12 protein-coding genes are annotated in these 12,818 nt (G+C 35.1%); 11 read left to right on the top strand and 1 reads right to left on the bottom strand.

What is annotated here, in order from left to right:
• Positions 1-63 precede the first annotated feature (63 nt).
• On the bottom strand, positions 64-363 hold the full coding sequence (locus OEI98_RS04495; protein ID WP_004397121.1) for an alpha/beta-type small acid-soluble spore protein: 300 nt from the start codon (positions 361-363) through the stop codon (positions 64-66).
• Positions 364-500: 137 nt separating this feature from the next.
• On the opposite strand from OEI98_RS04495, the gene OEI98_RS04500 reads away from it, so the two are divergent.
• The 11 genes from OEI98_RS04500 (at position 501) to OEI98_RS04550 (ending at position 12,755) form a co-directional block, all read left to right on the top strand.
• Positions 501-1,190, top strand: a complete 690-nt coding sequence (locus OEI98_RS04500) for a 4Fe-4S double cluster binding domain-containing protein (RefSeq protein ID WP_266039858.1) — start codon at positions 501-503, stop codon at positions 1,188-1,190.
• A gap of 60 nt (positions 1,191-1,250) precedes the next feature.
• On the top strand, positions 1,251-2,261 hold the full coding sequence (locus OEI98_RS04505) for a LacI family DNA-binding transcriptional regulator (RefSeq protein WP_004397117.1): 1,011 nt from the start codon (positions 1,251-1,253) through the stop codon (positions 2,259-2,261).
• Between the two features lie 63 nt (positions 2,262-2,324).
• On the top strand, positions 2,325-4,652 hold the full coding sequence (locus OEI98_RS04510) for a glycoside hydrolase family 65 protein (RefSeq protein ID WP_074592168.1): 2,328 nt from the start codon (positions 2,325-2,327) through the stop codon (positions 4,650-4,652).
• Between the two features lie 143 nt (positions 4,653-4,795).
• The gene (locus OEI98_RS04515; RefSeq protein WP_019907516.1) at positions 4,796-6,058 is read left to right on the top strand and encodes an ABC transporter substrate-binding protein; all 1,263 of its coding nucleotides are present in this window, start codon (positions 4,796-4,798) and stop codon (positions 6,056-6,058) included.
• A 74-nt stretch (positions 6,059-6,132) separates the two neighbouring features.
• Positions 6,133-7,032, top strand: a complete 900-nt coding sequence (locus tag OEI98_RS04520) for a carbohydrate ABC transporter permease (protein ID WP_004397111.1) — start codon at positions 6,133-6,135, stop codon at positions 7,030-7,032.
• A 13-nt stretch (positions 7,033-7,045) separates the two neighbouring features.
• The gene (locus OEI98_RS04525; RefSeq protein ID WP_003870324.1) at positions 7,046-7,855 is read left to right on the top strand and encodes a carbohydrate ABC transporter permease; all 810 of its coding nucleotides are present in this window, start codon (positions 7,046-7,048) and stop codon (positions 7,853-7,855) included.
• Between the two features lie 21 nt (positions 7,856-7,876).
• A complete protein-coding gene (gene pgmB, locus OEI98_RS04530; RefSeq protein ID WP_004397109.1) occupies positions 7,877-8,524 on the top strand; it encodes a beta-phosphoglucomutase in 648 nt (215 codons plus the stop codon).
• Between the two features lie 120 nt (positions 8,525-8,644).
• Positions 8,645-9,658, top strand: a complete 1,014-nt coding sequence (locus OEI98_RS04535) for a LacI family DNA-binding transcriptional regulator (RefSeq protein WP_004397108.1) — start codon at positions 8,645-8,647, stop codon at positions 9,656-9,658.
• Positions 9,659-9,750: 92 nt separating this feature from the next.
• The gene (locus OEI98_RS04540; protein WP_004397107.1) at positions 9,751-10,608 is read left to right on the top strand and encodes a carbohydrate ABC transporter permease; all 858 of its coding nucleotides are present in this window, start codon (positions 9,751-9,753) and stop codon (positions 10,606-10,608) included.
• Positions 10,608-11,438, top strand: a complete 831-nt coding sequence (locus OEI98_RS04545) for a carbohydrate ABC transporter permease (RefSeq protein WP_266040572.1) — start codon at positions 10,608-10,610, stop codon at positions 11,436-11,438. The genes OEI98_RS04540 and OEI98_RS04545 overlap by 1 nt, the downstream gene beginning before the upstream one ends.
• Before the next feature lie 72 nt (positions 11,439-11,510).
• On the top strand, positions 11,511-12,755 hold the full coding sequence (locus OEI98_RS04550; RefSeq protein WP_004397104.1) for an ABC transporter substrate-binding protein: 1,245 nt from the start codon (positions 11,511-11,513) through the stop codon (positions 12,753-12,755).
• The last annotated feature ends 63 nt before the right edge of the window (positions 12,756-12,818 follow it).

Below are 12,818 nucleotides of genomic sequence, written 5' to 3' on the forward strand. Positions count from 1 at the left end.
TAATTCTATCACAAAATATACAATAATAAAAGAGAGTATACGAAATACTCTCTTTTTCTCTTTCTATCTTTGCATATATTCTGATTCACTTCCTGCAGCACCTTGTGGGCCACCCTGTGCAGGAGTAGAACCATATATACTGATGCCCCTTGCCATGGCAGATTCAGCAAAATGAACCATTCGTCTTAACATTTGTCCTCCTACTTTGCCGCAATCTCGGCTACTTATATATCCCCAATAATCTTCAGAACCTTGTCTAACTGGAAGACCAAGTTCTGATGCGATTTCGTATTTCATATTATCAAGGGCTTTGTGAGCCTCTGGTACCATTTTTGGACGATCGTTCCAACTACCTCTTGCCATTTAAATCCCTCCTTACTCTTTCTCATACTTAATTTGTGTAGGTGGATAAAAAATATACTTTGAAAAATTTTAAAAAAATATATTTTATTGTGTTAAAATATTTATGTGCATAAATTTTACTAAAAGGGTTGATAAAGATGGAAAAACAAAAAATTTTAGAGCAAAAAATCAAAGAGTGGGGAGCGTCTTTAGTGGGTTTTTCAAATCTTACAGGTATCCTTCCCGATACTCTTTCAGATATTCCGTATGCCATTACAGTTGTAATAAAATTAGCAGATAGAATAGTGGATGAAATAACAGATAAGCCGACTCACACTTATTATCACCATTACCGTTCTGTAAATACGCTAATTGACCAGATAACCTTAAAGACGGTTCTTCTTCTTGAAGAATGGGGCTATAAAGCATTAGCTGTTCCTGCGTCGCAATCAATTGCTGATTTGGGAGAATATAGAGGACTTTTTCCACATAAAACTGCTGCTACAAGAGCAGGGCTTGGTTGGATAGGGAAAAATGGGCTTCTTGTGACTGAAAAATATGGTCCCAGGGTAAGGTTGGGGACTGTTCTTACTAACATGCTTTTTGAAACAGGAACCCCTATTACTGAAAGTAAATGTGGCAGCTGTAAATTATGTGTAGATGCCTGTCCTGCTATAGCACTTTATGGTACTTTATGGAAAGAAGGGATGTCGAGAGAAGAAATAGTTGATGCGAGAGCCTGTAGCGAATATATGAATAAAAATTTTAAACACATTGGAAGAGGCTATGTATGTGGTATTTGTATGGAAGTGTGTCCTTACGGAAAGAAAAAATCTGTTGACAGGTGAAAAGGTTTTTGATAAAATGAAATTGAACAACCAAAACGTTTTGGAAAAGGTGGATAGTAAATGGCGGTTACAATAAAGGATATAGCGAAATATGCGGGTGTATCTGTTACAACGGTTTCGAGAGCTTTAAACGGATATCCGGATGTAAGCGAAGAAACCCGTGAAAGAATTAAAAAAATAGCGGAACAACTTAATTATACTCCAAATTCTCTTGCAAGAGGGCTTGTTACAAATAAGACTCATACAGTTGGCTTGGTTGTTTCTGAATTAATAAAACCTGGGGCGTACCATCCTTTCTTCCTCGAAGTGCTTGCAGGTATAAAAGCAGGATTAAAGAAAGATAAATACGACCTTATACTTTTTACTGTAGACCCGGAAAGCCAAGATGCCACTTCCTATGAGAAGCTTTGCAATGACAGAAAAGTGGAAGGGGCTATTGTAGAAGGCTTAAGATTGAGTGATCCTTACATTAAAGAAATAAAGAAAACACAAATTCCCACTGTTTTGATTGATATACCAATACTGACTGATAAAGTGGGATATGTAAGTTCGGATAATGTTCAGGCAGCTTTTGAAGCTACAAGCTATCTTATAAAGTTAGGACATAGAAATATTGGATTTATAAATGGGCATGGTGATGCGGCTGTAAGTTTTGAAAGGTTAGAAGGTTATAAAAAAGCTCTTGAAAAAAATAATATACCTTACAAAGAGGAATATGTAGTTTTTGATGATTTTACTCAAGAAGGTGGATATAATTCTTTTAAGACGTTGGTTTTTGAACATCCGGAAATAACTGCTGTATTTCATGCTTCTGATTTGATGGCAATAGGGTCTTTCAAAGCAGCAAAAGACTTAGGAATGAAAGTGCCTGATGACATCTCTATTGTAGGTTTTGACGATATTGAACTTGCATCCCTTATTACTCCTGGACTTACTACTATAAGACAAGATACTTTTAAGATGGGATATAATGCAGCAAAACATCTTTTATCTATTATAAAAGGGGAAAAGCCTCAGCATATATTAATACCTCATAAGCTTGTAATTAGAGATTCAGCTAGAAAGATATAATTTTTTTTAAAAAGTATCCAAAACGTTTCGGATAGAATTTTTGGTAAGGATGGAGGTATATAAGTGGTAAAGCACATGTTTTTAGAGGATGTAAACAATTTAATAAGTGATGACAAATGGCTTATTTTCCAAAATGAGTATAATACAGAGGTAAATCCTCGATATGAGACCCTTTTTACACTTACAAATGGTTACATGGGCGTAAGAGGTACTTTTGAGGAAGGAAGCGAGGGAGAAAGGTCGGGAAATTTTATTGCAGGAATTTTTGACAAGTCAGATGCGCAGGTTAGAGAAATAGTAAATGCTCAAAATTGGTTGAGAATAAAGTTGTATGTTGAAGGTGAAGAATTAAGTTTGGATAAATGCCAGTTGATAGAATTTAAAAGAATTCTTGATATGAAAAAAGGTATTCTATTTAGGAGTATGTTGATAAAAGACAGCAAAGATAGAATTACTCGAATTGAGGGATACAGGTTTATAAGCCGTAGCGACCTTCATCGTTCTGCAATTAAGCTATTTGTAACACCTGTAAATTACAGTGGTGTTGTAGGTATAGAGAGCATTATTGATGGGACTGTTTTAAATTCAGCAGATAGCCCAAAGTATAGAGTAAAGCATTTGAAAGTGGCTAACAATAGTAGTCTAAGTAAAAATGGAGTTTATCTTGAAACAGCAACTGTTGACGATGATACCCGCATTGCCACAGGCAGTGCTGTGAGGATATATAATTATGAAGATAAAGAGAAAAATAACATAGCTAAATTTAGAAAATTTTTGCCTTTGGGTGAAATGAGTGTTGAGTACTTTGAGTTTGATAGCACAGAGAACAAAACAGTAGTAATTGACAAATTTGTAATAACTTATACCTCCAGAGACGTAAGAAAAGACCTGTTAAAGACGACGGTGGAAAAAGAACTCTTTGCTTTTGCTGGAGAAGGTATTGACAAAGAGTTGCAGAGACATATTGAGGTATATGAAGAACTATGGTCTGTTGCAGATATAAATATTGAAGGGGATGAAGAAGCAGATAAAGCTTTGCGTTTTAATATTTTTCATCTCATGAGTTCTGTCAATGAAAATGACCCCCTGGTAAGTATTGCTGCGAAAGCTCTTCATGGTGAGGGATACAAAGGCCATGTATTTTGGGATACAGAAATATTTATGCTTCCCTTTTTCATATATGTGTATCCGCAGGCAGCTAGAACACTTTTGATGTACAGGTACAATATGCTTGATGCAGCAAGAAAAAATGCGACTTTAAATGGATATAAAGGAGCACAATATCCTTGGGAATCTGCAGACACAGGAGAGGAAGAGACACCTAAATGGGGATTTGATTACAAAGGAAACCCTGTAAGGATATGGACAGGAGATTTAGAGCATCATATAACTGCTGATATAGCTTTTGCAGTGTGGGAGTTTTTTAGAGCGACAGAGGATATTGAGTTTATGTTGAATTATGGTGCAGAAGTCATTTTTGAGACTGCAAGGTTTTGGGTATCTAGATGTGAATATGTAAAAGAATTAGACAGGTATGAAATAAACAATGTCATAGGTCCTGACGAATTTCATGAACATGTTGATAATAATGCTTATACTAATTACCTTGCAAAATGGAATATTAAAAAGGGACTTGAACTAATCAATATGTTAAAAGAAAAATACCCTGAACATTATTACGCTATATCAAACAAGATATGTTTGACAAATGAGGAAATAGAAAAGTGGAAAAAAGTTGAAGAAAAAATATATATACCTTATGACAAAGACAAAAAGCTGATAGAACAATTTGAAGGTTATTTTGACAAAAAAGATTATGTTATTGATAAATTTGATGAAAACAATATGCCTATATGGCCTGAAGGTGTTGATATAACGAGATTGGGTGATACACAGCTTATTAAACAGGCTGACGTTGTTATGTTGATGCTTTTGTTAGGTGAGGAATTTGACGAAGAGACCAAAAGAATCAATTACGAATATTATGAAAAGCGGACTATGCACAAGTCTTCTTTAGGTCCAAGTATGTATGCCATTATGGGGTTAAAAGTAGGGGACCACAAAAACGCATACCAGTCTTTTATGAGAAGTGCCAATGTGGACCTTGTGGACAATCAGGGGAACACTAAAGAAGGTTTGCATGCTGCATCAGCTGGTGGTACATGGCAAGTAGCTGTTTTTGGATTTGGCGGAATGGAAATTGACAAAGAAGGGATATTAAATATAAATCCGTGGCTGCCAGAAAAATGGGACAAACTTTCCTATAAAGTATTCTGGAAAGGTAATTTAATTGAGGTAATTGTTACAAAAGAGGATGTGTCAGTAAAAAAATTAGAAGGAAAAGGAAATATAAAAGTAAAGGTAAAAGGGAAAGAGATTACGTTACAATAGTCAAAAAGGTACAGGCAGGTGGTAACCTGCTATACCTTAAAATAAATTGATTAAGTTTTAAGGGGGGATAAGTGAAGTTAAAGTAAAATTTTAAGTCCTCAATCAGATATTTTACTATAAAATTATGAAAGGGGAAAGTGGTAATGAGTAAAAAACTTTTAAGCATCTTTGTTTTGACGATCTTTGTATTAGCTACTGTTTTAGCTGGTTGTTCATCCAGTAAAAATAATACCTCCAGTGCCAATGAGACAAATACACAAAAACAAGAGACGGTGAAACCAGTTACTATAAAATTAGGCATGTGGTCTTCATCTCCAGCAGAAAAGAAGATAGTGGATGACCAAATAGCTAAGTTTAAAGAAAAATATCCAAATATAGATGTGCAAATTGAGACAATTGTGGGAGATTACATGCAAAAATTACAAACAGAACTGGCGTCAAATACAGCACCAGACATATTCTATCTTGACAGCATGCCTGCACCACAGCTTATGTCTTCAGGAGTTTTAGAGCCATTAGATGATTATATTAAGAAATACAATGTGGATGTAAATGATTTCGAACCTGCTTTGCTTTCCGCTTTTCAGTGGGAAGGAAAAACTTATGGTTTGCCAAAGGATTTCAATACTCTAGCTTTGTTTTACAACAAAGACATGTTTAAAGCGGCTGGAATAAATGAGCCTCCAAAAACATGGGAGGAATTAAGAGATGTAGCTAAAAAGTTGACAAAAGACGGTGTCAAAGGTTTGGTTTTATCAGCAGACCTTGCAAGATTTGATGCTTTTATAAATCAAAATGGCGGTTCAGTATATCAAGATGGAAAAGTTACTTTAAATCTTCCTCAAAATGCACAGGCACTTGATTTTTATGTAGGTCTCATTACAAAAGACAAAGTTGCTGACACACCACAAAACATGGGAGAAGGCTGGAATGGAGATGCTTTTGCTGCTAAAAAAGCTGCAATGGCAATAGAAGGTGGCTGGATGATACCATTCCTCAAAGAAAAAGCTCCTGATTTAAACTATGGTATAGCAGAGCTTCCAGCAGGAAAGCAAAAATCTACAATGGCTTTCACTGTTGCATATGTGATGAATAAAAACAGCCAACACAAAGATGAAGCATTTAAGCTTATTGAATTTTTAACCGGTAAAGAAGGACAGCAATTTGTAGTAGATTCAGGTCTTGCACTTCCATCGAGAAAGTCTATGCAAGAAGGATTTAAGGAGAAATATCCTGAAAGAGCTGCCTTTGTAGATGGTGCTTCCTATGCAGTACCATGGCAGTTTGGCTTGTATGGTACAAAGGTAGTAGATGCGGCTAATAAAGCCTGTGAAGCATTAATAATGAAGCAAATAAGTAGTGCTCAACAAGCTCTTGACAATGCACAAAAGGAAGTTGGACAATAATTTAAACAAGCAGCACCTTACTAAATAAGGTGCTGCAATTATGATTTTTTAAGGTTGAAGGGAAGGATGTATTTATGGAAGCTAAAATGACTATGAAAAAGAGGTATTTATACGAAGCTTTGTCAGGGTATGCTTTTGTGTTACCTTTTATTGCTTCAATATCTATTTTTTTGATAGGACCATTAATTTATGCTTTTATTATAAGTTTTAAAGAATTTTCTTTTTTAAATCCTGAAGCAAGCCGATGGGTTGGATTTGCAAATTATATAAAGTTATTTAGCGACCCGACATTTAAAAGGGCTCTTTTAAATACAACACTTTATTCTTTAGGAGTAGTGCCAACACAGCTAATTATTGCCTTAATACTAGCATTAATTGTAAATTCGAATATTAAAGGTAAAACATTTTTTAGAGTTGCCTATTATATACCAACTGTTACATCCACAGTTGCAGTTTCTGTAATATTTTTATATCTATTTAAAGCAGATGGTTTAGTTAATGTTTTGTTAGCTAAATTTGGCATACAAGGGCCTGCTTGGTTTAATGATGTAAGGTTTGCGCTTCCTTCTATCATGATGATGGCGATATGGTCTTCTGTAGGTAATTACATGGTGATTTTTCTTGCTGGATTACAGGATATACCATCAGAATTGTACGAGGCGGCGGAAGTTGATGGAGCTAATAAATTTCAAAGGTTTTTCAAAATTACCCTTCCAATGTTGAGGCCAATAGTGTTTTTTAATCTAGTAATGTCATTAATTGGTACTTTTCAGGTTTTTGACCAAGCCTATGTAGTATCGCAAGGGACTGGTGGGCCTCTTGATGCTACAATGACAGTCGTGCTGGATATATATAGGACAGGCTTTAGAGATTTTAACATGGGTTACGCTTCAGCTATGGCTTTTGCATTATTTGTAATAATCTTGATATTGACTCTTATACAGCGAAAGCTTTTCAAAGAAGAAACCTATTAGGAGGTGGCAATAGATGAAAAAGGTGTTGCGGCTTTTATTTTATATCGTTGTAGTAGGATATGCAGTAATTACACTTGGTCCTTTTATATGGTCTATAATAACATCTCTAAAACCCACCAGTGAATTAAATACTTTTGCTGTAAATATAAAACATTTAACTTTAGATAACTATAAAATGATAATTACAAAATTTCCTTTTTTAAGGTGGTTTATAAATAGTGCTATAGTTGCAGCTATAGTGACGTTTGGCAATATCCTGTTTAATTCTATGGCAGGGTATGCACTTGCAAGAATAAATTTTCCTGGAAGAAATTTATTGTTTATGGTTGTGCTTGCTCTCATGATGGTACCAGGACAGGTAGTGATGGTGCCAACTTATATCCTTCTCAGCAAATTAGGCTGGGTGAACACTTACATGGGCCTTACAATTCCATTTTTGACTAGTAATTTTGGAATATTTTTAATGAGGCAATTTTTCTTATCTCTTCCCAAAGAGTTAGAAGAAGCAGCTACAATTGACGGTTTGTCACGATTTGGGATTTTCTTTAAAATAGTTTTGCCTTTGTCTAAACCTGCTCTTGCAACTCAATTCATTTTTATGTTTACTGGCAATTGGAATAGTTTCTTGTGGCCTAGCCTCTTGACGTCTAGTGATGATATGTATACACTACCGGTAGGACTTAATTCCTTTTACGGCCAATACTATCAATTTTGGAATCAGGTAATGGCAGGAGCTATACTTTTGACGTTACCTACTATATTGATATTCTTAATATTCCAGAGATATTTTGTAAAAGGAATATCTACGACGGGCTTAAAATAAGCTTAACTGAGGAGGAATAAAATGGCAAGGTATCAAGGAGTGATTTTTGATTTAGATGGTGTTATTACAGATACTGCAAGGTATCACTATTTAGCATGGAAAAAACTTGCTGATGAGTTAGGGATATATTTTGATGAAGTTATCAACGAGAGGTTAAAAGGTGTAAGCCGCCTACAGTCTTTAGAGATAATTTTAGAGAAAAGTGATAAAAAATATTCTCAAGAAGAAAAAGAATATTATGCAAATAAAAAGAATGAGTACTATAAAGAGATGATAAAAAAGATCACGCCTGAGGATTTATTGCCGGGAGTGGAGAGATTTATTGAGGAACTTAAAAAAAGAGGCATTAAAACAGCAATTGCATCTGTTAGCAAAAATGCTTTTACTGTTGTTGAAAATTTAAAAATAAAAGATAAATTTGACTATATAGTAGATGCAAACGAAATAAAACATGGAAAGCCTGACCCTGAGATATTTTTAAATGCAGCAGAGCATCTCGGGATTCCTCCGGAGAAGTGTATTGGAATAGAAGATTCTGCTGCAGGCATCACTGCAATAAAAAAAGCAGGGATGTATGCAGTAGGAGTGGGCAATCCTGAAACGGTGAAAGAAGCAGACTTAATTTTAAAGGATTTAAGTGAAACGGATAAAATATTAGAATTGCTGTAGTGTAGAAATATTCCCCTGTATTTGGGGAATAATTTTTATAAAAAACTCTTGCGTTTTAAAAAGAATCGTAATATAATATAACTGTAAGCGGTTACAGTAAATTAAGAAAAGGGTGTCAAAATGGCGACAATAGACGATGTGGCAAAATTAGCAGGTGTTTCTATTGCAACTGTTTCGAGAGTTTTTAATAATAGCCCTTTAGTAAGTGAAAAAGCAAGGCAAAAAGTTTTAAAAGCTGCAGAAGAGCTGGGATACAAACCCAGTATGCCAGCCAGAAGCCTGGCGATGAAGAAGACAAACACTATAGGGCTAATTGTGCCTGATATATCAAACCCTTACTATGCAGAAGTAGTAAGAGGTATTGAAGATGTCTGCAATATTTATAAATACAATATTACTTTGTGCAATGCAGACAATAAAAGAGAAAAAGAATTTCAATATATAGAAATGCTAAAAAATCGGTGGGTTGATGGAATAATATTTCACTGTGACTATTTTTCTGAAGAGCATTATGAAGTCTTTAAAAATGACAATATAAAGGTGGTACTTGCAGGAAGAACAACAAAGTTTGATGTGCCTTATGTAGGGATTGATAATTTTAAAGCGGCTTATGATGCAGCGAATTATTTGATATCATTAGGCCACAAGAGGATTGGAATTATTCATGGCCCTCTTGATGACATGAAAGAGACAATAGATAGCGTAGACAGGCTAAAAGGGTATAAGCAAGCTCTTATTGATAATGGCTTACCAATTTACGATGAATTTATTAAAGAAGCAAATTTTAAGTATAAAGGCGGATATAATGCGGCGATGGAAATGCTAAAAGGCGAAATGAGACCTACTGCTATTTTTGCGATAAGTGATATTATGGCAATGGGAGCAATAAATGCGGTGTTTGACAGCGGGCTTTCCTGTCCTGAAGATGTATCAGTAATGGGTTTTGATAATATTGACTTGTCAGAAGCAACAAGGCCTTCTCTCACTACTGTATCACAGCCTATGTATGAAATAGGGGCTGTTGCAGCTAGAATGCTTATAAAAATGTTAAATGGGGAAGAAATTGATGATTATCAAATAGTTTTAAAACACAAAATTGTGGTAAGAAATTCTTGTATATCTCCAAAAGACTAAATTTTGTTTTATTTTTTAAATTGTAAGCGCTTACAGTTTTAAAGCATGAAAAGCGCAGTGAAGATTTTAAGCTTAGGAAAGGAGAATATGGCATGGCTTATGTAAACTTCGTAAAGAAATACAAACTTGAAATTGCCATGGTTTTACCATTACTATTATATATTTTGGGTTTTACTGTATACCCTATTATTCAAACTATTACTTTAAGTTTTCAAGACCAGTATACTAAAGCATTCACATTGGCAAATTATAAAGAGATTATAGGAAAAACAGAATTTAAAAATGCTTTTTTCAATACCATAGCTCTTACATTTATAAGCCTCACTTTGGAAATGACTGCAGGCCTCGTCATTGCGCTTATTTTAAAAAGGAATTTTAGAGGAAAAGGGCTTTTGAGGTCTTTGATGTTGGTTCCTATGGGAGTTCCTACACTTGTATCAGGTGTCGCTATGACATATATTTTCGGATTAAATGGTTATTTTAATGAATTTTTGGAAAAATTACACTTAATTAAGCTTCCTGTAGATTGGGCGAGCGGTGGTTTTAAGACATTGCTTATGGTTTCTGTAGCTGATATGTGGAAAGTTACCCCACTGGTCATACTATTGCTTTTGGCTGGTCTTGAAAGTATACCAGATGAAGTTTATGAAGCTTCCAATATTGACGGGGCAACTGCGTGGCAAACTTTTAAATATGTGACATTGCCACTTTTAAAGCCCTCTATAACGATGGCCTTGATATTAAGAGCGATAGATGCTTTTAGAATATTTGAACTTGTACTTGTTCTTGCAGGCCGTGCTACTCCTGTTATTTCTACTTTTGCGTATGATGAGTATAATAATTATGCAAATGCTTATACATCTGCGGCAGCATCTACAATATTGCTCCTAATAATAGCAGTATTTATAGTGAGCTACTTAAAAATAGCTGGTACTAAGGAGGAACAATGATGAGAAAAATAGATATTAGTGAAAAGATTTCAAATACAGCGTATATTCCAATAGCTATAATAGCGGCAATATTGATGATTATACCAGTATATATACTTTTTATAACTTCTTTTGCAGTGCCAAGTGATATATTAAAGCCTCATCCAGACTTTTTCATCACTCACTTTACTTTGGACCATTGGAAAGACGTATTTCTTTCAGGAAATATATGGCCTCCTTTTAAGAAAAGTTTTGTAGTGGCAACAATGACTACTATCATCGCAATTATAATAGCTGCTCCAGCGACTTATGTTATAGCGAGGATGCCATCGAAAGTAAAATACGCAGTAGTATTATTACTGTTTTTTACAAGGATGTTTCCTGATGTAGGTATTGCTCTTCCGATAGCGGTACAATTCATAAAATTAAATTTAATGGACACTTATTTAGGGTTAGTTATGGCACACCTTATTGTAAATTTACCTTTTGCAGCATGGATATTGGTTGGAACTTTTGAGACAATACCAAAGGACTTAGAAGAAGCTGCATTGGTTGATGGAACAAGTAAATTGACGGCATTGATGAGGATTATAATGCCAATTGCACTTCCTGGTATAGCTGTTACTGCTATATTTGTGTGGCTGAATTCCTGGAATGAATTTACTTATGCTCTTTACTTGACTATTTCAGACAGGACTTTGCCTCTTCAAACTTACTATTATGTTCAAAGAGGAGGAATTTTTGATTCTGCCACATATGCGGCAATACTCACAATCCCTGTAATGCTTGTGACATTCTTCTTACAAAAGTACATGAAGAGTGGTTATCTTGCAGGGGCTGTTAAAGGTTAGCATATACGTATCCGAATTTTTCGGATACTGTATATATAAAAAAATTAAATTTTAAGGAGGTTTTCTGAAGTTATGAGGAAGTTTTATGCTAAGGTAATAGCAGTATTAGTGATTCTCTCCCTTTTGGGTACCCTTATCGCAGGATGCGGAAGTAAAAATGTGTCAGATGCGAGGAAAAAAGTCTTGAAAGTTTCAATGGGACTTGGAGAAGCAGAATGGAAAGTGATGAAGGAAGATATTTTCCCACCATTTGAGCAAAAGTATGGTGTAAAAATTGAGCCTCTTCAAATTGAAGCAGGAGACCTTATTAAAAAGTTAGATGCTATGCACAAAGCAAATGCGATGGATATAGATATTATAACTCAAGATAACATGCAACTTGCTCCGCTTGTGGCAAAAGGGCTTGTGGAAGATTTGTCTCAGTATAGAGACATGATACCAAAGGAAGTAATACCAAGTCTTGTGCCAGTAGGAGAGTTTGATGGAAAGTTGTACTTTATGCCGTATAGACCAAATGTAGAAATAGCTTTCTACAACGAAGATAAATTCAACGAATACGGTTTAAAACTTCCTACAAATTGGGATGAGCTTTTGCAGGTTGCAAAGACTTTTAAAGAAAAAGAGGGCATAGGCAGAGTTATAATTAAAGAAAATTTAGGGCCTGACAGCACAGTTCAAATGTTTGACCTTATAAGGTCTGCTGGTGGTGACCCAACAGTATTGAATGATGAAGGTTCAATAAAAGCATTTACATTCTTGAAAGAATTACAGCCATACCTCTCTCCTGACTCAAAGAAAGCTGACTGGAATACACCTGTAGAATATCTCGCAAAAGATAGTGTATATTTGGTTGAAAATTGGCCTTACACTGCAAACGTTCTTGTAGAGCAGTATGGCAAAAAGAACATTTTGGCATATCACGGCTGGGCAGGTCCGGTTAAAGAGTCCCACGTTTTAGGAGGAGAAGTTATAGGAATACCAACTGGTGCACCTAATAAAGAGATGGCTATAAAGTTTATGGAATACCTTATGAGCAAAGAAGTTCAAGAGAAGCTTGTCACTAAATTAGGATGGCCATCCATGAGAAGCGATGCTTATGGAAAGGTTGAAGAATGGCAAAAACCATATTTTGAAGCTATAAATGAAGCGTTAAAACACGCAGAACCAAGGCCAAACCTTGTATACTGGGCTGATGTAGATAAGGCTATAAATGGAGCGTTAAGAGAGATAATCTTTGAAGACAAACCTATTAAACCTACTCTTGATAAATACCACAACATGATAGAAGAAGCTAAGAAAGCTGCAGAAAGCAAGTAAATGTTTTAAATTGGTTTTAGTCGGAAACGACTTTGTTTCCGACTAAAATTTTGAATAAAGTAA

This window comes from Thermoanaerobacter sp. RKWS2, assembly GCF_026240795.1.
Lineage (GTDB): Bacteria > Bacillota > Thermoanaerobacteria > Thermoanaerobacterales > Thermoanaerobacteraceae > Thermoanaerobacter > Thermoanaerobacter ethanolicus.